Annotated in this window: 20 protein-coding genes and 1 pseudogene; 20 read left to right on the forward strand and 1 reads right to left on the reverse strand. The window is 44.4% G+C overall.

Going from position 1 to position 25,499, the window contains the following annotated elements; all coding sequences use genetic code 11:
• Nucleotide 1 precedes the first annotated feature (1 nt).
• From H0913_RS11360 to H0913_RS11455, 20 genes and pseudogenes are all read left to right on the forward strand, one after another.
• Entirely contained in the window at nt 2–493 is a 492-nt protein-coding gene (locus H0913_RS11360) for an Hcp family type VI secretion system effector (protein ID WP_006660409.1), read from the forward strand.
• A 212-nt stretch (nt 494–705) separates the two neighbouring features.
• Entirely contained in the window at nt 706–3,369 is a 2,664-nt protein-coding gene (gene tssH, locus H0913_RS11365) for a type VI secretion system ATPase TssH (protein ID WP_181477271.1), read from the forward strand.
• A complete protein-coding gene (locus tag H0913_RS11370) occupies nt 3,366–5,906 on the forward strand; it encodes a type VI secretion system Vgr family protein (protein ID WP_181477272.1) in 2,541 nt (846 codons plus the stop codon). The genes tssH and H0913_RS11370 overlap by 4 nt, the downstream gene beginning before the upstream one ends.
• Nucleotides 5,907–5,918: 12 nt before the next feature.
• Complete coding sequence (locus tag H0913_RS11375) at nt 5,919–8,234, forward strand: hypothetical protein (RefSeq protein ID WP_181477273.1); 2,316 nt, start codon at nt 5,919–5,921, stop codon at nt 8,232–8,234.
• 63 nt (nt 8,235–8,297) lie between these two features.
• Nucleotides 8,298–9,179, forward strand: coding sequence for a formylglycine-generating enzyme family protein (locus H0913_RS11380; protein ID WP_181477274.1), 882 nt, complete (start codon nt 8,298–8,300; stop codon nt 9,177–9,179).
• A 2-nt stretch (nt 9,180–9,181) separates the two neighbouring features.
• Nucleotides 9,182–10,024 carry a formylglycine-generating enzyme family protein gene (locus H0913_RS11385; protein ID WP_181477275.1) on the forward strand — a complete coding sequence of 281 codons (843 nt, stop codon included), beginning with the start codon at nt 9,182–9,184 and terminating at the stop codon, nt 10,022–10,024.
• On the forward strand, nt 10,008–10,268 hold the full coding sequence (locus tag H0913_RS11390; protein WP_181477276.1) for a hypothetical protein: 261 nt from the start codon (nt 10,008–10,010) through the stop codon (nt 10,266–10,268). The genes H0913_RS11385 and H0913_RS11390 overlap by 17 nt, the downstream gene beginning before the upstream one ends.
• Nucleotides 10,268–11,101, forward strand: a complete 834-nt coding sequence (locus H0913_RS11395) for a formylglycine-generating enzyme family protein (RefSeq protein ID WP_181477277.1) — start codon at nt 10,268–10,270, stop codon at nt 11,099–11,101. The genes H0913_RS11390 and H0913_RS11395 overlap by 1 nt, the downstream gene beginning before the upstream one ends.
• Before the next feature lie 243 nt (nt 11,102–11,344).
• A complete protein-coding gene (locus tag H0913_RS11400; RefSeq protein WP_181477278.1) occupies nt 11,345–12,235 on the forward strand; it encodes a formylglycine-generating enzyme family protein in 891 nt (296 codons plus the stop codon).
• 67 nt (nt 12,236–12,302) lie between these two features.
• Complete coding sequence (locus H0913_RS11405) at nt 12,303–12,569, forward strand: PAAR domain-containing protein (RefSeq protein WP_181477279.1); 267 nt, start codon at nt 12,303–12,305, stop codon at nt 12,567–12,569.
• 2 nt (nt 12,570–12,571) lie between these two features.
• Nucleotides 12,572–13,714 (forward strand): hypothetical protein, encoded by a 1,143-nt coding sequence (locus H0913_RS11410; RefSeq protein ID WP_154639290.1) that lies wholly within the window; start codon nt 12,572–12,574, stop codon nt 13,712–13,714.
• Between the two features lie 8 nt (nt 13,715–13,722).
• Nucleotides 13,723–17,058, forward strand: a complete 3,336-nt coding sequence (locus H0913_RS11415; protein ID WP_232368784.1) for an ImcF-related family protein — start codon at nt 13,723–13,725, stop codon at nt 17,056–17,058.
• Nucleotides 17,059–17,078: 20 nt separating this feature from the next.
• On the forward strand, nt 17,079–18,689 hold the full coding sequence (gene tssA / locus H0913_RS11420; RefSeq protein ID WP_181477281.1) for a type VI secretion system protein TssA: 1,611 nt from the start codon (nt 17,079–17,081) through the stop codon (nt 18,687–18,689).
• 23 nt (nt 18,690–18,712) lie between these two features.
• Nucleotides 18,713–20,464: a type VI secretion system baseplate subunit TssF gene (gene tssF, locus H0913_RS11425; protein ID WP_181477282.1), complete on the forward strand. Its 1,752-nt coding sequence runs from the start codon at nt 18,713–18,715 to the stop codon at nt 20,462–20,464.
• Nucleotides 20,440–21,531: pseudogene (gene tssG / locus H0913_RS11430) on the forward strand (type VI secretion system baseplate subunit TssG). The gene tssF and the pseudogene tssG overlap by 25 nt, the downstream one beginning before the upstream one ends.
• Nucleotides 21,532–21,546: 15 nt before the next feature.
• Nucleotides 21,547–22,086 (forward strand): type VI secretion system lipoprotein TssJ, encoded by a 540-nt coding sequence (tssJ, locus tag H0913_RS11435; RefSeq protein WP_181477283.1) that lies wholly within the window; start codon nt 21,547–21,549, stop codon nt 22,084–22,086.
• Between the two features lies 1 nt (nt 22,087).
• The gene (gene tssE, locus H0913_RS11440) at nt 22,088–22,516 is read left to right on the forward strand and encodes a type VI secretion system baseplate subunit TssE (RefSeq protein WP_004912512.1); all 429 of its coding nucleotides are present in this window, start codon (nt 22,088–22,090) and stop codon (nt 22,514–22,516) included.
• Nucleotides 22,517–22,539: 23 nt separating this feature from the next.
• Complete coding sequence (locus H0913_RS11445; protein ID WP_181477284.1) at nt 22,540–23,886, forward strand: VasL domain-containing protein; 1,347 nt, start codon at nt 22,540–22,542, stop codon at nt 23,884–23,886.
• Between the two features lie 112 nt (nt 23,887–23,998).
• Nucleotides 23,999–24,676 carry a DUF1345 domain-containing protein gene (locus tag H0913_RS11450; protein WP_036952946.1) on the forward strand — a complete coding sequence of 226 codons (678 nt, stop codon included), beginning with the start codon at nt 23,999–24,001 and terminating at the stop codon, nt 24,674–24,676.
• A gap of 151 nt (nt 24,677–24,827) precedes the next feature.
• Nucleotides 24,828–25,088, forward strand: coding sequence for a DinI-like family protein (locus H0913_RS11455; RefSeq protein ID WP_036952942.1), 261 nt, complete (start codon nt 24,828–24,830; stop codon nt 25,086–25,088).
• A 170-nt stretch (nt 25,089–25,258) separates the two neighbouring features.
• Here H0913_RS11455 and H0913_RS11460 read toward each other — a convergent pair whose 3' ends face one another.
• Nucleotides 25,259–25,498 carry a hypothetical protein gene (locus H0913_RS11460; RefSeq protein WP_154602844.1) on the reverse strand — a complete coding sequence of 80 codons (240 nt, stop codon included), beginning with the start codon at nt 25,496–25,498 and terminating at the stop codon, nt 25,259–25,261.
• Between the last annotated feature and the right edge of the window lies 1 nt (nt 25,499).

Genomic DNA, 25,499 nt, shown 5'->3' on the forward strand with positions numbered 1-25,499 from the left:
TATGGCTATTCCAGTTTATTTATGGCTGAAAGATGATGGCGGTGCTGAAATTAAAGGTTCTGTAGACGTACAAGACCGTGAAGGCAGCATCGAAGTGGTTGCTCAAGACCATAACCTGTACATCCCAACGGATAACAATACCGGTAAATTAACAGGTACTCGTATCCATACGCCATTCATTTTCGTTAAAGAAATTGATGCTTCAAGCCCTTACCTTTACAAGGCTGTGACCACGGGTCAAACCTTGAAAGAAGCTGAATTCAAATGGTATCGCATTGATGACGCAGGACAAGAAGTCGAATATTTCAACACCAAGCTTGAAAACGTCAAAGTCGTGAAAGTCGCTCCAAAAATGCACGACATTAAAGATCCAGGTAAAGAGAAGCATAACCATCTCGAAGAGATTGAGCTGCGCTATGAAAAAATCACTTGGACATACAAAGACGGCAACATCATCCATTCCGATTCTTGGAATGAGCGTGCTACCGCTTAATTAAGACAAGCAGGCGTTTCGGCGTCTGCTTTTTTCTTGCGCCCCTTGCGCAACCTCACTCACACACAACACATTTTGCCATTAAACAAGCTATACGCGCTTTCAACCGCGCATTCCCATCGCCAATATCACCTTATGAACCTCGGTTAACGGTTAGGGGCGGTAGCGTGCCTAAACACATTGATATCCACCAGATTATCTAGGGAGAGAACATGGAAAATTCTTCAGTTATGTTATTGCGTCGCCTAAACCCTTTCTGTGCAAATGCACTAGAGGCAGCAGCTTCCTTGTGCCAAACACGCGCCCATGCTGAGGTTACCATCGAACATTGGTTACTCAAGCTGCTTGAGCTAGGAGAAAGTGATATCACTGTGTTAGCGCGCCGCTATGAATGGGATATTTCTGCACTTTGGCAAAGCCTGTTAACAGACATCGACAGCCTACCCCGCTCTATCCATAGCCGCCCATCCCTCTCAAAATCACTCCTAAACTTAATTCAAAACGCATGGGTGATAGCCTCATTGGATGAAGATATCGAGCACATTCGCAGCGTCCATATTCTTGCAGCGATGGTGAAACAACCCTCTTTAGTTCCGAACGACGCCCTTTGGCCATTAATGACCTTAAGCCTCACGCAATTACAACGTTTAAGACCAATGCTTGATGCTCAATCCGATGAACGCCCTGAAGTTCAGCAACTTGCGGCGCATAATCAATCTTTACCAGCAGAAGCGCCACTTGACTCGCAATCAACAAACGAAGCTCCAGCACCGAATGTCATCGGTAACACACTGAATGATGCCTTACTCGCCGTGCTGAATAAATTTACGGTGGATGTGACCGAAAAAGCACGCGAAGGCGTGATTGACCCTGTCTTTGGACGTGATGACGAAATCCGTCAAATGGTCGATATTCTGTCTCGCCGTCGCAAAAATAACCCCATTCTCGTGGGGGAACCGGGTGTCGGGAAAACCGCGTTAGTGGAAGGCTTAGCCCTACGTATCGTTGAAGGTAATGTTCCTGTCAGCCTGCAAACCACATCATTACGCACATTAGATTTAGGGCTACTGCAAGCGGGGGCTGGCGTCAAAGGCGAATTTGAACAGCGCTTAAAAAACGTGATTGAAGCCGTACAACAATCTCCTACGCCGATTTTACTGTTTATCGATGAAGCCCATACCATCATTGGCGCAGGCAACCAAGCCGGTGGCGCTGATGCCGCTAACTTACTCAAACCCGCCCTTGCCCGTGGTGAACTACGCACTATCGCGGCAACCACTTGGTCTGAATATAAGCAATATTTCGAGCGTGACGCCGCTTTAGAGCGCCGCTTCCAAGTGATTAAAGTTGATGAACCTGATGACGAGAAAGCTTGCTTAATGCTGCGTGGACTAAAACCACGCTATGCAAAATATCATGGTGTTCACATTACCGATGATGCGGTCAAAGCCGCTGTCACCTTATCTCGCCGTTACTTAACCGGTCGCCAACTCCCCGATAAAGCCGTGGATTTGCTCGATACCGCCAGCGCCCGTATCCGCATGAGCCTCGATACGCTTCCTGAAGCACTGACCCGTTTAAAAGCCAAGCGCAATGCATTAGAACTTGAACAGCAAGCGATCCTTGATGATTTGGCCATTGGCAACACCACCAACCAATCCCTACTGAGCGAACTAGTCACTCAAGATGCCCAAATCGCCATACAGCTGGCTGATTTAGAACAGCGTTTTGAGCAAGAAAAAAACCTTATCAGCGAGCTCTTAGAACAGCGCCGTCAATCTCAAGATGTCAGCGATATCCAATCACAGTTAGAACTTATTCAGCAAAATGAACCGCTGATCACCCCCGATGTGGATGTTAGAACGGTGGCTACTGTTATCGCCGACTGGACGGGTGTGCCATTATCCAGCCTCTTAAAAGACGAACAAACTGAGCTACTGGAGTTAGAAGACTCGCTAGGTAAACGCGTTGTGGGTCAAGAAAGCCCATTACTGGGGCTTGGACAGCGACTACGTGCAGCTCGCACGGGTCTCGCCTCAGAAAATGGCCCTCAAGGGGTATTTTTATTAGTGGGTCCAAGCGGAATCGGTAAAACTGAAACCGCCTTAGCTTTGGCAGATGTCCTGTTTGGTGGCGAAAAATCTTTAATTACCATCAATATGTCCGAGTATCAAGAAGCCCACACTGTCAGCCAATTAAAAGGCTCGCCTCCAGGTTATGTGGGTTACGGTCAAGGCGGGATTTTAACGGAGGCCGTTCGCAAGCGTCCTTACAGCGTCGTGTTACTTGATGAGGTGGAAAAAGCCCACCGCGATGTACTCAACCTGTTTTATCAAGTTTTCGACCGTGGATTTATGCGCGATGGCGAAGGTCGTGAAATTGATTTTCGCAATACCGTGATCTTAATGACAGCAAACTTGGGCAGTGACTTGTTGATGCAGCAACTCGAAGAGTTCCCTGAGTCTACCGACGGCGAGCTGCAAGAACTGCTGCGCCCAACTTTGCGCGAACACTTCCAACCCGCCTTACTCGCACGCTTCCAAACCCTAATTTATCGTCCATTAGGCCCTGTCGCTCTGCGCCAAATTGTTGAAATGAAACTGGCCAGCGTGATTAAGCGTCTTTACACCCACTACAAGCTTGAGGGCATTATCGAAGAAGCGCTCTATGACACGCTCGTGAGCGCGTGTTTATTACCCGACACTGGTGCCCGCAACATTGATAGCCTGCTTAACCAACAAATTTTACCGGTACTGAGCCAGCAATTGCTCATGCGCCAAGCTAACCACCAGCAAGCACAAAGCCTGACTTTGGGGTATAGCGAAGAAGACGGGATCACCCTGAGTTTCAGTGATATTGAGGAGATAAATCCATGAGCCTACTCGATACAGCAAAAAACCTCCTTCAAGGACAAAACCGCTATCGCCTAGAAATCCAAGGCTGCTCAGATTTACTGGACGTTGAACATTTTACGGGTCGTGAAGCCGCTAGCGATACTTATCGCTACCAAATTACGTTTACCTGCTCCGCCCAAGATCTTTCTGCTCAACAATTATTGCGCCGTAATGCCAGCCTGACCTTTTCCGCGCCGATAAATAATTTAATGGGACTCGCCACTCAGCCTAGCGTTGCCAAGCGTGTTCATGGGGTGGTGACGGATTTTCGTCGTCTCTCTGGCTCTGCGGATGAAGCTCGCTACCAGTTAGTTATCGAGCCTTTTTTTGCGCTACTGCGCCATCAGATTCGCAGCCACCGTTTCTTTATCAACCAATCTGTTCCCGATGTGGTTGAACAAATTCTGCGTGAACATAATTTCAAAGGCTGGGAATTCGAATTTCATCTCGAAAAAGAGTACCCAAAACGCGAACAAATCAACCAGATCAACGAAAGTGACCGCCAATTTATTGAGCGTTTACTCAGTGAAGTGGGTATTTTTTATCGCTTTGGTTTACAAGATGATACCCAAACTGAGGTGCTCCACTTTACGGATAGCCAACGCGGTTATGTGTATGACAAAACACTGCCATTAAATAGTCCATCAGGGCTGAGCGATAACCATGTTGACAGTGTTTGGGGATTATCTTTACGCCACCAAGTGGTTGAAAGTACTGTCTTTGCCAAAGACTATAACCACCGACTGGCGGAAGATACGTTGATTTCCGCCGTCGCAGACATGACCCGCGGTGATGGCGAAAAAATCAACTACGGCGATGTTTATCACTATAAAGGCCGCCACCTAACCCGTGGGGACAAAATTCGCCCTGAAACCGAAACCGCTAACTTCTGGGCAAGACTCGACCACGAACGCTTTTTAGCTCGCCAGACTTTACTACGCGGAGAAAGTAGCGCAGCAGACCTGACGCCATTATTAGTGCTAAGCATTCAAGATAACCCGCTCAGTTCGACGTTACCCAGCGTATTCAAGTCACCCGTTTTAATTACACGTCTACGTTTTACCGCCAGCCGAGATAAAGCGCTAACCGTCCGTTTTGACGCCGTGCCATACACTGAATCACTGTGCTGGCGCCCTGCTCTAAAACCACGCCCTGTCATTGCTGGAACATTAATGGCGCGTGTCACCAGCGCAAAAGACCACGACATTTATGCTCACCAAAATGAACACGGCTTTTATTGGGTCAAATTCGACGCAGATCGCGATGATAAAACCAAGGGCTATGAAAGTATGCCCGTACGTTTGGCGAAACCTTACGCCGGAGATACTTATGGGATGCATTTCCCACTGATTCAAGGGACTGAAGTTGCCATCGCCTTCCATGAGGGTGACCCAGACCGCCCTTACATCGCCCACGCACTGCATGATTCCCGCCACCCCGACCACGTGACGGATAAAAATAACACCCGTAATGTAATCCGCACACCTGCGAATAACAAACTGCGCATGGAAGATAAACGCGGGCAAGAGCATATTAAACTCAGCACCGAGTATGGTGGGAAAACCCAGTTAAACTTGGGGCATTTGGTCAACGCCGAACGCGAACAACGCGGTGACGGTTTTGAGTTACGCACAGATAGCTGGGGCGCAATTCGTGCGGGTAAAGGGTTGTTTATTACCACCGATAAGCAGGATAAAGCTGGTGGTAATGTGTTGGCGATGGAAGAGGCAATACAGCAACTAGAGCAAGCATTATCGATTGCTAGAAATTTATCAAATTCAGCGGAAATCAGCGGAACAGCAGCAAGTGATCTTGATGCGCAAGAGCAACTAAAGAATAATTTATCGCAACTTACTGCACCTGGATTATTAGTCCATGCACCCGAAGGAATCGGTGTTTTCACACCAAAACCAATTAGCATCGGTTCAGGTCAAGAAAGCATTGCTATTTCTGCATCAAAATCTATCAACTTATCAGCAAATAAAACTCTAACTATCAACGCAGAAAATGATGCCAATATTTATGCTCAACATAATGGCATTAAAACTTTTGCAAAATATGGAAATATTGATGTTGAAGCTCAAAATGATGCAATGTCACTTCTATCAAAACAAGATTTAAGAGTTCAATCGATTGATGGCAAAGTTCATATCACTGCTGGACAAGAGATTATTCTTAACTGTGGTGGGGCATATATCAAGATCTCGGATGGAAATATTGAATTAGGTAGCCCAAATAATATTTTACTAAAAACAACCAATGTTCAAAAAATGGGGGCTACTAGCTTTTCATCTACGCCACCCGAAATTCCTGTCGGATTTAGTGAACAATTCACTTTACGTGATAAAGACTCAAACAAAATTTTACCTTATACCGATTATACCGTGACGACAGAAGATGGAGAGGTTTTCACAGGAACATCAAGTGCTGAAGGGAAAACACTCGATATTATTACAGCAATTCCTACAAAATTGTCTGCTATTACTCATAGAAATAAAGACAAAGAAAAGCCTGAATAACGGTGGATAATTATGCAAAAAAATCAAACACAATCGAAAACAAATAACGTGGATGGTAGTAATAAAGATGCTTACTCATCAAGCGAGCCTAATCTTTATTATCATCCAGATACTAATGAATTAATTTTTGTCCCAGATGATGCTCTTGAATTAGAAAGCCGGCATTTATGTACGCTCGTAAAAAATAAACATAGTCGCTTAGCTCAAATTGATAACTTACTCGATAGCACATCTTTAAAAGAAAGAGAAAAAAACTCCGACGAGTTCGTTAATAAGCTATTAAACTGCCATGAAGAATACAATCAAGCTGCAAATGAACTTAATAAAATAGTTTCAACATTAACTGTCATTATTGATGAGAATGAGAAAGAGGATAAAAAAAATCGCTCATTACTAGATTCCAGTGCAGGTAGTGACAATCTGAATATTGTTGAGCTACTCAAAGTACAAGCTAGCGGTGGGTTTAAATATCGCTACGTTCGTTCCGATCAAATAGATACCAAAGGCAAACATGAAGTACATAAATTAGAACGTAGTGATATAAGTAACGAAGAAAAGAAAAAAATAATTAACCGGGTAATAGAAACAGATACAAATGGAAACCAAACAGAAAAACTAGCAGTTGATACTGAGCAACTAAAAGAAGCATTAAAGGAAATTGAACCTGCTTTTAAATATCAACTTTTTGAATTAGAGGGTGATAGCGGAACACTCGGTGAATGGGCTGGAAGCTTCCAAAAGTGGGCAGAAGACGTTAATAAAAGCTTGGACTCAACACCGCCAACTAAAACAAAATATGCATCCTTTGATAAAAAAGCACAAATCATGCGATGGAGTTACGGAGGTGATGGCAATATCGAAATTTCCAATGGCTCCCTTGGCGGAAATAAAGATAGAAAAGCACAAGCTAAAGCCAATATTTATGGCAACTTCGCATTTGCAGAAGCAAAAGCGGAAGGAAGAATTCACTTACCAAACCGCCAAGGTGTTCAATTTTTATACCCGACAAGAAATCCAAAATCCACAACCCGGGTCATTGGTGACTTTGGCGCTTTAAGCTACAAAGAAATGATGGCGTCGATGGGAGCTTTTAGATTTGATATCGCTCTCACATTAGCTGGCATGTTAGGAGCCAGCTTTGGCTTACAAGCAAGTGTGAATCTTTCAACTGAGGGTTTAAGAGGCTCTCAATCTTCAACAACAGATAATAATCGCATTCAATTAAGCGATGTTAAAGGATCTGATATCACCAAGTCTGCAGATGCTCTTGGCTTGAATTCGGAAGCCAGTGTATTTGTTGGCGTTAAAGGTGGTGTTGAGTTGGCTGGTGAGTTTCTCTGGTTAAGTCCAGAATTAACCCCTGCCCAACGGAAAAAATATGAACAAACTGATGGCTTCTGTTCTATTGCTAAAGTAGCAGGAGGAACAGATTTTATGCTAGGAGTAGGTGCAACTGCGCAATTCGCTATAACCGTTATAGATGGCAAGATATACCTTATTGCTCATGCAGAATTATGCTGGGGACCTGGCGCTGGTGGTCATCTTACTTTTGAGGTGAATATGGATAAAATTATGGAGGAATTTATGCCATGCTTTGTCCATATGTTACGTGATATTGACTATATAAAAATGTTAAGAATAATTTCCGAAGATGATTTTTTGGCTATTTGTAAATTACCAATTTTAATTGCTATGGGAGCAGGCATAGCAATTTATCAAGGTTTATATGATGCAACTCGATATTTCGAAACTGCTTGGCAAAACAAAAATAATCGAGAAAAATTAATGACTGCCATTATTAAAAATAATGGTGATGATTTTAAATTTACGCCTCCAGAAACAAAAGGGGCTGTTATTGCAGCTCTTTTAGAGCACGAATTTTGGGAAAATCATTTTTATGGACAAAGTCATAAATTAACCCCTGGCGAAATAGATGGAGTCTTCAGCACCAGAAAACGTGCTATTCTGTATATCCTTCGATGGGCTCAATCACAACGCGATTTTGATAATATCATTCAACACTTAAGTACCATACCTGATGGCTCTAAATTAAGTGTCCCTATCAATACCACATATATTCTGTCGTTTTTATCTTTAGGTGAAGAGACCAAAACTCATTACACTGACCGAGGTAAAATTTATTCTAGAGCAAGTCGCTATGCAGAAATTTTTGGTACACTCAGAGATAAATTACCTAATGAAGCATTAGCTAAACAGAATAATGGAACCCCTTTTAAAGAGTACATTACGATTTCCGATGTGACTAGCCGCACATTATGGTCTAGAGATGGTGTCAATTGGAAAGAAAATTTATACGGTAATAGTTAATTATATTCCCCCTATAAACTAACTTAATTAAAGAATTTATTACAATTCAAAAGGCAATCTTAAATGAGACACACTAAATTCCATATCTCTCTTCCTTTTATTCTTTTACTTACAGCTTGTGATAACACTCCGACAGCAGAACAACAAAAACAAGCTCAACAACTGGTCAATGATACTTTAAATAATATGGTGTTTGTTGAGGGCGGAACTTTTTTAATGGGAGATTTTGGTGGTAAAGATGGTAAATCCAATTTTGTTTATAGTCTTAGTAAGGATAATAAATTTACCCATAATGTAACCCTCGATAGTTTCAGCATATCAAAAAGTAAAGTTTCCTGGGGAGAATATCTATTATGGATAGATTTAACTAATAAGCCGTTACCTAAAAGTTATATTGCAATAAAAGAGTGGACAAGTTATCCCCCCGCTAAAGAGTTTATTAAAGATAATTATTTAGCCTCTGTTGGTTGGCAAGACGCTAAAGATTATTGTCAATGGATTGGACAGCAAAGTGGTTTACCTGTTGACTTACCTACCGAAGCTCAATGGGAGTATGCGGCTCGTAGTCAAGGTCAATTTATATCCCTTGCAACATATAATCAACAATTCGATACTGAAGTAATGCATAGTTCTCGAGCCTTTGTGCCACTCAATACACGAAAACCAAATCAAATTGGATTATACGATATGATGGGCAATGGATGGGACTGGACCAATGATTGGTACGATGAAAACTATTATTCAGCTTCACCAAGTAAAAACCCCCAAGGTCCTATCTCAGGAATCAAGAAAGTGGCTCGGGGATCAGCAGGTACTGATATTTTTAAAAATTTAACGATCAACCGCTATGCTATGGAACCAATTCTAAACGATATCACCATTACAGGGCGAGGTTTTCGCTGCGCAATCCAATCCCCAACCCCTATCCAACCCGTAACTAAATAGCCATGATATTCTTTAATCAAACATACCGTACTGTTTTACTGATTAGTTTTGGGGGATTAATTGGCTGTGATGACGGGCAAAAAGCGCAGAATGCCGCGCAGTTACGCGAAATTTCGATGGAGAATATGGTGCCCATTCCAGGCGGGCGGTTTCAAATGGGGGATTTTGGCCCCCTTTTTGATGACAAACTGCCGTATAGCAGTGACCCGTCGACTCGACCGTTGCATTGGGTTTCGTTGTCGGCGTTTAAGATGGGAAAATACCGCGTGACGTGGGGGGAGTTTAATCGCTGGTTGGCGGTGCAGGGAAGAGAGCACCTTGAATCTTATACTGAGGGGAAAAAGAGCGAGCTGACCTATTTGTTGGAGATATTTGGCGACGATTACCCGGCAAAAGTCTCATGGTCGGATGCGAAAGCTTATTGTCAATGGTTAGGGAGGACGAGCGGCAAAAAAACGGATTTACCCACCGAAGCCCAGTGGGAGTATGCGGCACGCAGTGGCGGGCAGTTTTTGATTTACGGTAACAGTGATAATCAGATGTACTATGAGCAAGATCCTGCCCGCAACTTTACCGATTGGTCTGCCCCGGTTGGGCTCTTTGCGCCGAATCCCATAGGACTGTATGACATGATGGGCAATGGAACGGATTGGGTGAGTGATTGGTACAGTGAGGTGTATTACCAACATTCACCGGAAGAGAATCCTCAAGGGCCCGACAATGGTGAGGAAAAAGTGACCCGGGGCTACCATGACAGTTCTGATGGTGCATCGACGATCTCTCGGGGAAGTAAAATTCCTGATAATGAGTTTGGTAATGGATTTCGGTGTGTGGAAAATCCATAATCCCATTGAGAGGATTAATGTTTTATCCGGTATACGCTGTAATCGTTCGATAGCGACATCTGAAATTCAAATAGCACCCCGCCATTACCGACAAAACCTCGCGGCACTGTATCAACAGCTTCCCGATTGTCTTGAAGTTCTGCAAAATACGGATGTAAATCAGCAAGCGCCATTAAAGCAAGTTGAATTTATCTATGTGGACAGTTGTACGCGCGTGTTTGTGAACGATAAGGAGTTACGATAATGACAATGCCATGGCGTCTCTACACGCCTTTACTGATAGTTATACTTGCCGGGTGTGATAGTGGGCAAAAAGAGGCTGAATCGGCTAAGTTGCGTCAAGCCTCGATGGATAATATGGTTTCTATTCCTGGCGGACGTTTTCAGATGGGAGATTTTGGACCGTTAGTGGAAGATAAACTGCCGTATAGTCTTGACCTTTCAACCAAGCCTTTGCATTGGGTGTCCTTATCGGATTTTAAAATGGGCAAATACCGAGTGACGTGGGGAGAGTTTAATCGCTGGTTGGATGTGCAAGGAAGAGAACCCCTTGAATTTTATACGAAGGGTAAAAATAGTGAGGCCGTCGATTGGGAGGAGCTGGGGGATGATTATCCTGCAAAAGTATCGTGGCAAGATGCGAAGGCCTACTGCCAATGGTTAGGGATAAATAGTGGCAAAAAAACCGATTTACCCACGGAAGCCCAGTGGGAGTACGCCGCTCGCAGCGGGGGTCAATTTTTGATTTTCGGGAATAGTGATAACAAATTGTATCATAATAACGAAGACCCCAACCGAAACTTTACTATTTGGCCTGCTCCTGTAGGAAGTTTTGCCCCCAACCCTATCGGACTGTATGACATGATGGGCAATGGAACGGATTGGGTTAACGATTGGTATAGTGACGGTTATTATCAACATTCCCCCGAAGAGAATCCGCAAGGACCGGAAACCGGAACGAAGAGAGTCTTCCGTGGTTATCGTGGCAGCGTTGATGGCACATTAACGATCACTCGGGGCGGTGAATATCCTAACGATAAGTATGGTGAAGGGTTTCGGTGTGTAGAAAATCCATAATTCTATTGAGAGGATTAATGTTTTATCCGGTATGCGCTGTAATCGTTCGATAGCGACATCTGAAATTCAAATAGCACCCCGCCATTACCGACAAAACTTAACGGCCTTGTATCAGCAACTGCCCAACAGTCTTGAGGTGCAGCAAAATGTGGATATGAATCAGCAGACACCGCTCAAACAAGTCGATTTTATCTACGTGGACAGTTGTACGCGCGTGTTTGTGAACGATAAGGAGTTAGGATAATGAAAATGGTTTGGTGTTTAAGTTTGCCCTTGCTGATAGGGTCACTGGTAGGGTGTGATCACACCCCTACCGCAGAACAACAAAAACAAGCTCAACAACTGGTCAATGATACTTTAAATAATATGGTGTTTGTTGAGGGCGGAACTTTTTTAATGGGAGATTTTGGTGGTAAAGATGGTAAATCCAATTTTGTTTATAGTATTAGCAAGGATAATAAATTTACCCATAATGTAACCCTCGATAGTTTCAGCATTTCAAAAAGTAAGGTTTCATGGGGCGAATACTTGCAATGGCTAGATATCATGGGAAAACCTCTACCCGAGAATTATAAAAAACTGAAAGAACAAGTACGCTATGTATCGATGAAAAAATTTACCAATGATAATTATCTCGCCTCTGTTAACTGGCAAGATGCTAAAGATTATTGCCAATGGATTGGGCAACAAAGTGGATTACCGGTTGACTTGCCTACCGAAGCGCAATGGGAGTATGCGGCTCGTAGTCGAGGTCAATTTTTGAATTACTCAAGTGACGATGGCAAGTTTGGCGACTTTATTGATCCTTCTTCCAAAGCATATATTCCATTAAATATGCGCAAACCCAATCCCCTAGGGTTATATGATATGATCGGCAATGGCTGGGATTGGACCAATGATTGGTACGATGAAAACTACTATTCAGTATCTCCCGAAAAAAATCCGCAAGGCCCTCAATCGGGTACGACCAAAGTAACTCGAGGCTCTGCGGGTACCAATTTTATGGATAACCAGAATATTGAACGCTATGCTATGCCTCCTGTATTAACAGAGATAATGAGCACAGGGCGAGGTTTTCGCTGCGCAATCCAATCCCCAACACCTATTTCAACCGCTGAAAATTATAGCCAATAATTAATATTAAAATACTAAGTTAATATTTTTTGAATATCACAACCTACCTATTAATATTTAAACTCTTATGACTAAAAACATTATTTTACTGGGTGATAAAACCAGTCATGGTGGCACCGTTATTACCGCAACTTCCGATATTATTATTAATGGAAAAAGAGCAGCTAAAATAGGTGACTTAGTCAGTTGCCCCAAAAAAGGTCATGGCATTAATGCCATTATTGAAGGCGCTACAGAATTTACATGTAAAGGTATTCCTGTTGCCGTGGATGGAAGCAAAACTGAGTGCGGTTGTTATCTCATTGCCAGTATTACTGACTTTAATTTAGGATAATTATGTCTTGGAATAAAAAAGCATCGCTACAAGTACCTAAACCTCAAAAGCCTCCTTACGTTAAATGGATTATAGCGTTAGGTTTAACATTATTTTTTCTATTTTATTCACTCTATTTTAATTCTCAAAAAGAATCTCTCGATTCAGATAGAGGAAAGATTATCATCATTTTTGTGGCTATAGCCCCGCTCATTACTGTTTTAAGTGTATTCTTCGTAAAAATTATTTTTTATTTTAAATCAAAAAATAATTATGAATTCTTAGAAAATGAAAAGAAATATGCTGATAAAAAATGGGAGGAATGGGGTTCAAGAGCAATTAGCATATTAGACTCCGTTATTTTACTTCCTGATAAAATCACATTACCCTATATTTTAAAACATCAGAGTTCACATATCGCAAGCTACCAACTACCAAAGAGAATTGATTATTTACCTGAAGATAAATCTCCGTGTTTTATTTTACTAAGGACACTGCAAGATAAGATTCTTGAGGTCAGTACCAAATACCCTTTCTCTGTTCACTATTTAACAAATCAAGACCACAACACATCAAGAAAAGAATTCGAATATTCATGGGAAAAATTATTTCATACCCCACCACCACACAATGTAAATTTCACCCATGAACTAGATTACAACTACATCGAAGATACTGTAAGAAACAATGAAGACCTAATCCAACTGGTACTCATTGAGCAGGCTTATAACCAAAATCAATCTGCCGCGTTTGCAGCGTTTATTTTTACTTCCGATGAAGTCGCTTTGGCATATCAACTCAATACGATTGCTAATGTAAAAAGACCGATGCCAATCACAATCGATGAAGATAAACAGAATGCCATCCATCTATTTACTGAAATACAGACTGAATCAAAAAATACGTTTCTTTGTTTTTCTGACAATAAATGCCAAAACGATTTAATCGGCGCGATTTTCAGTGCCTCTGAGGTACTCCCTAAAATAGAACCCAATAAGTTACTTAACTTAGAATTTTTTATTGGTCCAGTAGGCGAATTTTCAAGTTGGTTAAATTTAGCCATCGCCATTGACTATGTTGCTCAATCCAAGAACTCAGCTTTAACACTTTCTCAAGATAATCAATCAATGTTTATTGGAACTATTACTTCGAGTCCATCGATATGAATATAAAATTGAATAAATCCGTAGTGAAGACATTTTCTTTCTTCATTTTTGTTGTCTTACTATGCCTTTGTGTTTGGTTCTATGGTGAACACTTTTACCTAGAAACAAAATTCAAAAAGTACATTACGATCGGTATTATTATTTCTTTTAGTATTATTTATAGTGCCGTTCGATGGGGATTTCATCACAAAAAAATAGCAGAGCACCGTGAAGAAAATAAAGACACGGGTACTTATCCAGATAAAGACAAAAAATCCATCCTCAATAACCAGAATTTATCCCCCATATTAGTCACCCTAAAATCCCAATACGGCACTTTCTGGCATTCCAAAGTCTCTATTCAACTCCTCCTCGGCTCCCACTCCGCGGTCGAAAAACTCGCCCCTAGCCTGACGCAAGAAATCTGGCAAGAGTGTGATGGCACCCTACTTATCTACGGTGGCGATATCGGGAGTTCCATAGACTCAGAGCGACTGGAAACCCTCAAACACCTGCGCCGACGTCGTCCGCTCGATGGCGTGATTTGGGTGACTGAAAATAGCATTTCGTCTCAGCTTTTAGACAACAACGTCACGTTCACTAATCTCAATACCGCAACAGCCCACAATGCGGGGCGTTCAATCCAAAACCTCTTCCAAGAATTAGGTTGGCGTGCGCCAGTTTGGGTATGGAGTGTCAGTGACCAACAATCCCTCAGCGCGGTCGAAACGCCCTCTATCCTCTGCATGACAGAACAAAATATGCCCGCCGAGGCGCTATCCCCTAGCTTGTTAAGCCTGATCCCCGCACTTGTGATCAACGGAACTCAAGCATTACTTCGCGAGCAGAAACATACCTATCTGCTTGCTTTTGCTCAATTTTTACAAAACGGTGGCAGCCAACAGCTCGCTACCGCATTAGCCCCACTCAACACTCAATTACGTACGCTGCCTTTTTCCGGCATCGCATTTAGCCCTTCTATCAATCCGTTAAATCAGCAACGTTTACCCAATAGTTGGCACCCTGATACCCGCTGGAAAAGCTGGTTGAATGTACAATCTGAACTGGCATCCGGTTTACAGCCTGCCTCTTTAGGCTTTGACAAAAAACGTCTCGTTCAATACGGTGCTGCCACCGCTATGACCTTGTGGGGCGCAGGCATGATTGTCTCTTACTTCGCCAATCGCCAGCTTATCGAAGAGAGCTACCAAAGCGCGAGCGTCGCTGCTAACGCCCAATTACCAGAAACTGAACGCCTCAAAGCCCAGTATGATTTTCAGCAAACCCTAGGCTTACTCAATCATCGCGAACAAACTTCTGTACCTTTCTGGCTCCATTTTGGGCTAAACAGTAATCAGCCACTATTAGCCCATTTATGGCCGCTATATCAACAAACGGTATTACCTCCTTTGCGTGATACCATCGCTCAGCAATTGGCTCAGCAGCTACAAGCCTATGCCCAGCTTTCCCCTAACAGTGAAGACCGTCGTCAAGCCACCCAAGGGGCGTATCAAAGCCTAAAAACCTACTTAATGATGAGTACCCCTGAGCGCATGGATCCCGCGTTTTTTACTGATAGCGTGCTCACGACCCTCCCCGTTCCTCAAGGAATGAACGAAGGTGAATGGCAAACCCTCGGCAAAGAATTACTGATGTTCTATGCCCAGCAATTACCGAAACACCCCGAATGGCAATTAACCGCCAACAATAATCTGATTAATCAAAGCCGCACTTTACTTATTCGACAAATTGGCCAACGCAGCGAAAGTGCCACGCTGTATCAAGAAGTGTTACTACAAGCGCAGCATCAGTTCCCAGATATGACCTTAGACGACATGACCGGCGATACCGATGCCAGCTTTTTATTCACCACCGATGAGTTTGTGTCAGGTATTTTTACCCGCAAAGCGTGGGAAGAATCTATTCAACCCGCCATCAAAAAAGTGGTTGAATCCCGCCGCAATGAAATTGATTGGGTATTGAGTGATAGCCAGCATGAACTTAGCCAAGATATTTCGCCGGATGTGCTCAAGCAGCAGCTTACTGAACGCTATTTTGCTGATTTTTCTGATAGCTGGTTAAACTTCCTCAATAGCCTGCAATGGCGCCATACTGAAAGTTTGTCCGATACTATTGACCAATTATCTTTGATGAGTGATGTGCGCCAGTCACCCGTCATTGCGCTGATGAATACCGTGGCTTATCAAGGGAAAACCGGACGCCAGCAAGAAAAGCTCGCCGATTCCTTTATGAACTCCGCGAAAGACCTGCTCAATAAAGAACAGAAACCGGTCATTAGTCAGAAAGCCGACTTTACGGGGCCGCTTGAAGAGACTTTTGCTCCAATTCTGAATTTTGTGGACCCGCAAGCGACTACGCAAACAAGCGATAACCTCAGCCTGCAAGCCTATCTCACCCGCATAACCCGTGTGCGATTAAAGCTTCAGCAAGTGGTTAATGCCCCTGACCCACAGGCTATGTCCCAAGCATTCGCGCAAAGTATTTTAGAAGGTAAAAATGTCGATTTCTCCGAAACGCGGGATATGGGCAGCTTAATTGCCGCCAGCTTTGGGCAAGAGTGGCAAAGCTTTGGGGATGCGCTGTTAGTCGAGCCGATGACTCAAGCGTGGCAGCAATTACTCACACCAACTGCCCAAGGCATTAATAGCGAATGGCAAAATGCCATTGTCAGTGAATGGAACAACGCTTTCGGCGGGCGCTATCCACTGAAAAACACCCAAAGTGATATCTCCTTACCATTGATGGCGCAATATCTGCGCCCCGATAACGGACGCATTCAGCGCTTCTTAGAAACGCGTCTGCAAGGCGTGTTACGTAAAGAGGGCAATCACTGGGTACCGAACAGCACCAACGCCCAAGGATTACGTTTTAACCCTGCTTTCTTAACCGCGCTAAATACCCTAACCGAGTTAGGCGATGTCGCTTTCGCCAATGGGGAAGCCCGTCTCTATTTTGAAATGCGTCCAGGCACCAGTAAAAACGTCATGCAGACTATATTGGTGATCGATAAGCAAAATCTTACTTACGATAACCAGTTCCCAGAGTGGCACCGCTTTGTCTGGCCTGCTGATACCATTGCATCTGGCGCATCATTAACCTGGATGACCACGTCCTCGGGCACCCGACTCTATGGCGATCATCGTGGTGTGTGGGGACTGATTCGTCTACTCGAAACGGCCAATGTCGCGCCTTATGCGGGCAGCACCAGCAGCTATACCGTTTCGTGGGTCACACCGGATGGTATCTCGCTGAATTACCAACTGCGCACCGAAATGGGTCAAGGCCCACTGGCGCTATTAAAACTGCGCAATTTCGTTTTGCCTGAAAAAATCTTTTTGGATTAGCCATCGATAGGACATCACCTATGCCATTATTAACTGCCTTGCGCACCGCTTGCTTTACTGGAAATCCGCTTGCCGCAAACCTGCTTGTTGAGCAACAAGTGGCACTATGGGAGCGCTGGCTACTGCCCATTACCGCCGAAAATCCAATGGGGGATGACCCTGGTTATGACGATGACTTCGAACGCATGAAAGAAGAAGTCAACAAACTCTCGGGGGCAGACACGGAGTTAATTTGCGCCCTTGCCGAGAACCTCCTGACCAACGTCTGCAAAGATGCGCGAGTTATCACCTACTATATTTGGGCACGTTTGCATCGTGAAGGGGAAACGGGATTAGCCGATGGACTCGGTCTACTCGCAGGATTACTGCATCGCTACCATGACAGCTTACTACCTTCGCGTCCAAATAGCCGAAAAGCCGCCATCGAATGGCTGGCAGGTCAACGTGTCCTCGACAGCTTATCTCTCTACCCTGAGGTGGATAGCAACGAGTTTTCGCGTATTGTGGCGCTACTTAGCGCGATAGTGGATGAGTTTAATACATGGGATGAAGCAAGCCGCCCTAACCTTGCGCCCCTCTTACGCGCCTTAGAAAATCGACTCGCCCAATCGGGTGGGGCTGATAGCGTCATCCCGCAAAATATCAAAGCGTCTGAAAATGTGGCGACAAAGCAAATTGCCTCGGGGATCAGCCCTATCGCCCCCATCCAATCGGGTCACGAACTGCTCGACCAAGCCAAAGTGCTCGCCAATTATCTGCGTAATCAACCCAACGGCTGGCTGTCGGGTCACCGACTGATGAAATCTGTCCGTTGGGATACCCTGCACCAATCGCCACCACAAAATCAGCATGGTTGCACGCGTTTAGCCCCACCGCGCTCAGATGCGAAAGCCCAATTAAAACGCTTATATCTGCAACAAAACTGGTTAGAACTCACCGAACAAGCCGACCGCCTATTTGCCGAAGGCGTTAACCATTTTTGGTTAGATGTTCAATGGTACTTACATCAAGCACTCAGTAAATCTCCCACGCCTTGGAATGGTTGGGCAGACGTTATTGCCTCGGATTTAAAGCAATTCTTATTGCGCCTACCGGGGTTAGAAAATCTCGCATGGGAAGATGGCACCCCCTTTGCTGATGAAGTGACCCTCGCATGGATCAAACAACAGATTCTGGAAGATAACATTCAGTCTCTGCACTCTATGCCAGTTCACGGCACGGATGACGATGATAATGGCTCGATATTTGCCTTAGAGCAAGAAGCATTAACGCAAGCCGATACCGAAGGGGTAGAAGCCGCCTTAGCATGGTTAATGTCTCGTCCGAACATTCAGACCACCCGCCAAAAATGGCTATTGCAATTGGTAATGGCAAGAGTGGCGGAGCAGTTTGCCCGTCATGATTTGGCGCTGAACTTATTGCGTGAATTAGATAATCGCGCTGAGCACATGCAACTGGCTGATTGGGAGCCGCATTCCCTGTTTGAAGTCAAAGCACGCCAATTACAACTTCTGCGAGGTAAAGCACAACGTAACACACCGGATAAAGCCGAGTTACATCACCAAATGTCTGAATTATTGGCTCAATTGACTCGCTTAGATCCTGTCCGAGCATTGGTGCTCTACCCTTAAATTAATCAGTGAGAGTGATACGAATGGATGATTTAACCCTTCGCTATTATGATGCAGAAATGCGCTATCTACGCGAAGCTGCGAAAGAGTTCGCCCAAGCTCACCCCGACCGGGCGGCACTATTAGATTTAGACAAAGCCGGCATTCCCGATCCTTTTGTTGAGCGATTATTTGAAGGTTTTGCCTTTTCGATGGGGCAACTGCGCCAAAAAATTGATGATGATTTACCGGAATTAACGGAAGGATTGGTCAGCCTACTTTGGCCTCATTACTTACAAACCATCCCTTCCCTGTCCGTGGTGGAACTCGCGCCCGATATTCACGATATGAAATTATCGTCGGTGATCCCAGCCAATTTTGAAGTGCTTTCACGCCCGATTGGCGAGAAGAAAACCGTTTGTCGTTACCGCACCACGCGGGATTTAACCTTAAACCCCATTGCACTATCCACAGTGAATTTAACCACTGAGCCTGATGGACGCTCCGTGATCCGATTACGCTTCGATTGTGCAAAACTGGTCGATTGGAAACAGAGCCCTCTTGGTGCCATTTCCTTTTATTTGGCGGGTGACGTCCCGACCACTTACGCCCTGCATCTCGCTCTCACCAAACACGTCGCAGCGACCTATATCCGTTTACCATCCTCCCCTGACCGTATTCGTTTACCGCTGTGGTTTTCCCCTGGAGGATTTGCCGAAGAAGATCAACTGTGGCCCAAAGGAGATAGCACATTCAGCGGCTACCAGTTGTTGCTGGAATATTTTTCTTTTCGCGAAAAGTTTTTCTTCGTCAACTTAAACGGGCTTGAAGAGATTCAATTACCCGAAGGACTAAGTCACTTTGAGCTGGAAATTGTGCTCGATACCCTGTGGGATAGCGACATTCCATTAAGTCGCGATAACCTAAAATTGCACAGCGTTCCGGTGATCAACTTATTCAATATTGAAGCGGACCCTCTTACCGTTAACGGGTTAGAAAGTGAATATTTACTGCGTCCCCGCCGCCTACAAGATGGACACACTGAAATTTACGCTGTCGATACGGTTCATGGCACAAGGCGAGGTGAACACATTCACTATGTCCCATTCAGCAGCTTTCGCCATCGAGGCGGCATGTTGCGCCGCAATGCACCAGAACACTACTACCACACTCGCGTTAAGCGCGGTGTTAGTGGGTTGCATGATACATGGCTGATTTTAGGGGGCGAGCGCGAGCAGCCAACCGCCGCTCTGGAAAGTGAAACCTTATCTTTGCAATTAACTGGCACTAACGGGCAACTTCCGCGCAAAGCGCTGCAAAGTACATTGCTAGACAGAACCGAAGAAACACAACAAACCCAGCTGCAAGTTCGCAACTTATGCAAACCAACCCTGCCTTGCTATCCCCCAGCCGAAGACCGTTTCCATTGGCGCGTTCTCAGCCACCTTGGCGCCAGTTTCCTCAATATGATGGACAACGTGGAAGTATTGCGCGGCACATTGGCACTCTATGACTGGCGAGAAGATGATTTAAACAGCCGTAAACTCGATGCCATGATCCACGTTGAACAGCACCTTATCGAGCGCTTCGAAAAAGGCTTTTTACAACGCGGTATTGCCATCGATATCACCCTCGATAGCAACGGATTTAACGGTGAAGGTGATATTCATCTCTTTGGTGAAATGCTCAACCGCTTTTTCGCACTGTACACCGACGTGCATCTATTTAACCAACTGACTCTCCATATTTTACCAACAGGAAATCGCCTCACATGGACAGAGAATCATCCTCAGTAAATCAGCTTTTTGATGCACTAGGGGAGCGTCTACCACTGGTTAACTTCTATCGGTTTTGCCAACTGCTAGAACAGAGTAATAAACAGCGCCCGCCACTTGGTAGCACCCAAGACCCGAAAACAGATATTATCCGGTTTCGTCCCCATCGTGGGATGGGTTTTCCTGTCACCGAAATTAAAGGTATCGACATTTAAGACCGCTACCGAGATAGCAATACGCCAAGTATTCGAACCACCTTTTTAGGGTTATATGGTGTCACATCGCCGTTACCCACCGCCTACCTCGATGACATCGCGCAACAACGGGAAGGAACCGAATCGCTCACGGATTTTCTGGATATTTTTAACCATCGACTCACCACGCAGTTTTACCGTATTTGGCGAAAATATTCCTATCCAGCGACCTTTTCCGCAGGTGGCGAAGATGAAACTTCTCAGTATTTATATGGCTTAATTGGCTTGGGGATCCCTGGCACCGCCCAACATGTGCAAGCGCCTTTATCCCGCTTTCTCGCCTTATTGGGTACATTGCGTTTTCCAACGCGCACCGCAGAAGGTGTTGCGTCTCTCGTTAAATTACTGGCACCTGAGACTCGCGTGAAAATCAAACCCCATGACCCGCGGCGCATCGAGCAAGCGACTCAAACGGGGCTGTCGTGCAAAACCCCAATGACCTTAACCAACAAACCCGTTTTAGGTCAGTATTCTACCGATGTAAACAGCCAAGTTTTGATTACCTTACAGACAGATAACTTTGATGAAGCCCGAAATTGGCTGCCTGACGGACAACTGTATCAAGATTTAATGGCGCTGTTGCATGTCTACCTAGGGTCAAGAGTCAATGCCCGTCTTTGTCTCAAATTACCCAGAAAGTTGCTCCCTAACGCGACGTTAAGCACTCAATCTCACCAAGGTGTTCAGCTGGGACGTACTGCTGCAATGGGTGCATTGGCGCCTAATGCCGCTCCCCGAGAACACATTATTACCTTAAATTTAGGGCGCTATCAGCGATTATCGGTAGCATCACACTCTACGCCGCCCTCACATTACGCTAATTATCGATTCTAATTCTGGGACTCCCCTATGAAACACATCCCTTTATTGCCATTTTGTGGCAAAACATTGGTGCTTCTGACTGCATTAAACCTCACCGGATGCGGGCTCACTCAAATGGTCAGTGATGGCACTCGCAGTGCAGCAAACGCGATATTTTATAAGCAAGTGAAAGTCGTCCATCTTGATTTCGTGGCGCGTGAAGCACTCAATACCGATGATACAGGCGCATCGCTATCCACCATCATTCGCGTATATCAATTAAAAGATACAGAAAGCTTTGATGAGAGTGATTATGCGTCGTTGTTTGCCAAAGATAGCCAAGTACTAAAATCCTCTCTCGTGGTCCAAAAAGATTTACGTATTCGTCCAGGTGAGTCGATTTCCCTCGATATGCCCCTTGAAGATGGCGCTGAATTTGTTGCCGTCGCCGTGATGTTCCATCACCCTGACCTTATTACCGACGACTGGCGCGTGGTGATCCCCAAAAAGAGGTTACTACCGGATGACCCACGCTTACTCACCCTCGCGGATAACTCCATGACCTTAAAACCACTTGGAGAAAAATAGCATGTCCCAACCTTCATTATATGAAATGTTGACGGGGTATTTTGCGGGTGGATTGGATATTGATGCTATCCCAGAACATGACCAAGTGATGGTGTCTGTGATGGACAATATTCGCCGCATTCTCAACGCCAGAGCGGGCAGTATCGAGCACCTTCCCGACTACGGGCTACCTGATATGAGTAAAATGATCCAAGGTCTCCCCGGCACCGCTCACAATATGATGACCATTTTATCGGCAACGTTACTCAAGTATGAGCCCCGCATCAAATCACTCTCTTTGGTGTTATTACCGCAAAACAGCTTTGGGGCGCTCCATTACGCCCTTGAGGTTGAATTACATGAGCAAGGTTTGATCCGTTATGGCACTGAATTTATGCCGGATGGGCGCATTCTCGTACACCATCTAAAAAAACAATTCGATACGATTTAAACCGACGACAGCGTGAGAAGACTATGAACCCAGATTTAAACACATTGCGCCTTGGTGGCGACCCGCGCACGCTGGCTGATTTTGCCGCGCTCAAAGAAGAATTAAATAAACGCTTTCACCCCGCCCGCCCAGATGTCGACTGGGCGCGTGCCCATGGACTTTGTTTGTCCTTATTCAACCAAAACGGTGCTGATTTACAAACTTGCGCATGGTTTACCCTGATCCGCCAGCATCAAAATGGCATCGCGGGATTAAACGAAGGCTTATCTTTACTCCAACATTTACTAAGCCGCCACTGGCAAGGATTATGGCCACAACAGACCCATGCCCGGGTTGAGATCCTCGCAACGCTGAGCCAACAATTGATGACTGGGTTACGCGCCCATGCACCTGTTTATGCAGACCTGCCAGCTCTGTATCAGACTGAAGCGACGCTAAACCAAATTGGACAGTTGCTACAAACATTAGAGCTCAAACACCTCACTCAGCTGGAGCGACTGCAAAACTTGCTCACCACCCAAGCCAAGCAGCTCGAAAATACCGATGTTCCTGATAGTGGCTTTATTCCACCAACGCCGCTGCAATTGCCAAAAACCTCGCCATCATCATTTCATGCCCGTACCGCCGCAACGCCAATTTCCATCAAGGCCAATGCCACCATCAGCACACCGACACCGACTCAGCCTTCTTACCGCAAAGGCATCTGTGTGGGTCTGGCTTTCGGTATTGTGCTCACCGGCGCGCTGTGTGCAGGAACTTTGTATGTCTTACACCCGCAAATCAATAACCACGTTTTAGCGCAAGCTCTCCCACAACTCCCTGACTTTACGCCGAATATCGCCTCAATTCTTGAGCAGCAATTACAGCCTAATGCCGCTCAACCCAATAGTTTTTCCCCAGAAAAACTCAAGATAATCGATAACTACCTCGTGGAATTAGAGTCCGTCTCCCCAATTTGGTCTCAGCAGTATGGATTAAGCATGGTGAGTTACCTCACAAAGCAATATGGTGAACGTCAAGAAGTCAGCGCATTTAACGACAAATGGCAGCAAAATATGCAAATTAATGCGCTATCTAGCGATAAATTGCAGAAATGGTCTGAAGGGATGGCGGAGTTAAACAATCTCAGTACGCGCTTAGACAGTCTTGATGGTAAACCTCGCAGCTATATCACGGGGTCTGAATTAAAAACCATTATTTTCAATGCCCGCCAGCATTTTAATCAAAGCGTTCCATTAGAAGAAGAATTGCGTCGCCTTGAGCAACTTCAAACCCAAGGCTCCGTTCCTGAGTCTGAATACCAACGGATTGATAACCATTTTAAACAGCTACTGAATCGCTATGCGTTGATAAAACAAAGCGAAAAATAAACCTATTTATTCCTAAGCAATACCTGTATGGAGCACCTTATTCGTGCTCCATTTTTTTCAGTGATATACTCGTTTTAAATTAACATGATAATTATTTTTCAAGGAATACCCCATGCTTCGCTGTGCTGCTCGTATCACCCACCAGCTACGTCATGCATTTCATTCTCGACCACGCTTTTTGGTCTCGCTTATTGTTGCTTTCATTACTTTCTTCGCTTTATTTCAAACACAAAGTCTGATTATTAACTTAATTATCAGTTGGAACGCATTTGCGTGGTGCTATTTGCTGTTTCTGTTCCAGAGAATTATTAGCCACAATGTGAAAGATATTCGTAAGCTGACGAAAATTGAAGATGAAAGCGCGAGCATGGTAATATTTTTCTTGATGTCAGGCTGCTGCGTCAGTTTATTAGCCTTATTCTTTGCCTTGGGTGGACACAGTGATATTCCGAAAGCCGATAAAATTTACTCTTATATTTTAACTGCCTCGACATTGATATCCTCTTGGCTGCTCTTACCCACCGGCTTTACCATGCACTATGCCCATCTCTATTACGGTAATAGTGAAAATGAAAAACCGTGGCTAATTTTCCCCGATAAAATCACCCAACCCAGCTATTCGGATTTTATGTATTTTTCATTCACCATTGCCGTCGCCTCACAAACAGCCGATGTGGAAGTTGCCTCAACCCCTATGCGACGTGCGGTATTGCTCCAGTCCGTTATTTCATTTGTCTTTAATATGGCCATTTTAGGGTTATGTATTAATATTTCTGCCAGCTTCTTTTAAAGGGTAACCCCCCTTTATCGGAATAATTTGCCGAAATAAAAAGAGTTAGCCTGCTATCACAATAAAAAAATATTCAATGCGGGATATTGACAATATCCCCATATAGATCTAAAAATACTGTATATTAATACAGTCTTTAGTAGAGGCTATTATGTTACGCATCGAAGTGTTATTTGATAAAAATTCACCACAAAAACCAAGTGGCTTGGTTTTACAAGCTTTAGAGTCTGAGATTTTACGCAAACTACAGTCACAGTACCCTGATATGGTTACTCGAGTAGGCTTTAGCTCTCAGCAGGCGATTAATATTTCAGGAACGAAGATTGCGGATGACAAATTACGCATTGAAGAGATCTTAGAAGAAATTTGGATGGATGACGGCTGGCTACCTGAAGCAAATACCGATGACTAGATGATTAGCAGAGAAATGGAAGGGTAATATCCATCTTCCATTTCTTAATTCATTATTCTTTGAAGTTAATCTGAATCACTTTCAATGTGTTTCTGTCTATCACTTATACGCTTCTACGTATAAAAACCGATAGCACCACAATTTACCATTCCGCCATTAACGAAAAAGTATTAATAAAGTTTTTGACGAAGATACGATTTAAACTCATTCACCGGATTACGTTTCGTTTTACTCACTTCAAGTACCCGAGCCTCTACTAAGCAAGTTTTCGCATCAGTGCATCGCTGAACTTCATTTAATTTCGTCGGATTCAACGCCAATTGTGGCTTATTGAAACTCTCCCCCATAAATAGCAAGGCAATAAAAATAATCCCGATAAATAGAGGCACTTCAATATACGCTTGTTTCATG

It is taken from the genome of Providencia rettgeri (assembly GCF_013702265.1).
Lineage (GTDB): Bacteria > Pseudomonadota > Gammaproteobacteria > Enterobacterales > Enterobacteriaceae > Providencia > Providencia zhijiangensis.

Coding starts and splice junctions, on each gene's coding strand:
- H0913_RS11360 (WP_006660409.1), top strand. CDS start 2: ATGGCTATTCCAGTTTATTTATGGCTGAAAGATGATGGCGGTGCTGAA.
- tssH (WP_181477271.1), top strand. CDS start 706: ATGGAAAATTCTTCAGTTATGTTATTGCGTCGCCTAAACCCTTTCTGT.
- H0913_RS11370 (WP_181477272.1), top strand. CDS start 3,366: ATGAGCCTACTCGATACAGCAAAAAACCTCCTTCAAGGACAAAACCGC.
- H0913_RS11375 (WP_181477273.1), top strand. CDS start 5,919: ATGCAAAAAAATCAAACACAATCGAAAACAAATAACGTGGATGGTAGT.
- H0913_RS11380 (WP_181477274.1), top strand. CDS start 8,298: ATGAGACACACTAAATTCCATATCTCTCTTCCTTTTATTCTTTTACTT.
- H0913_RS11385 (WP_181477275.1), top strand. CDS start 9,182: ATGATATTCTTTAATCAAACATACCGTACTGTTTTACTGATTAGTTTT.
- H0913_RS11395 (WP_181477277.1), top strand. CDS start 10,268: ATGACAATGCCATGGCGTCTCTACACGCCTTTACTGATAGTTATACTT.
- H0913_RS11400 (WP_181477278.1), top strand. CDS start 11,345: ATGAAAATGGTTTGGTGTTTAAGTTTGCCCTTGCTGATAGGGTCACTG.
- H0913_RS11405 (WP_181477279.1), top strand. CDS start 12,303: ATGACTAAAAACATTATTTTACTGGGTGATAAAACCAGTCATGGTGGC.
- H0913_RS11410 (WP_154639290.1), top strand. CDS start 12,572: ATGTCTTGGAATAAAAAAGCATCGCTACAAGTACCTAAACCTCAAAAG.
- tssA (WP_181477281.1), top strand. CDS start 17,079: ATGCCATTATTAACTGCCTTGCGCACCGCTTGCTTTACTGGAAATCCG.
- tssF (WP_181477282.1), top strand. CDS start 18,713: ATGGATGATTTAACCCTTCGCTATTATGATGCAGAAATGCGCTATCTA.
- tssJ (WP_181477283.1), top strand. CDS start 21,547: ATGAAACACATCCCTTTATTGCCATTTTGTGGCAAAACATTGGTGCTT.
- tssE (WP_004912512.1), top strand. CDS start 22,088: ATGTCCCAACCTTCATTATATGAAATGTTGACGGGGTATTTTGCGGGT.
- H0913_RS11445 (WP_181477284.1), top strand. CDS start 22,540: ATGAACCCAGATTTAAACACATTGCGCCTTGGTGGCGACCCGCGCACG.
- H0913_RS11450 (WP_036952946.1), top strand. CDS start 23,999: ATGCTTCGCTGTGCTGCTCGTATCACCCACCAGCTACGTCATGCATTT.
- H0913_RS11455 (WP_036952942.1), top strand. CDS start 24,828: ATGTTACGCATCGAAGTGTTATTTGATAAAAATTCACCACAAAAACCA.
- H0913_RS11460 (WP_154602844.1), bottom strand. CDS start 25,498: ATGAAACAAGCGTATATTGAAGTGCCTCTATTTATCGGGATTATTTTT.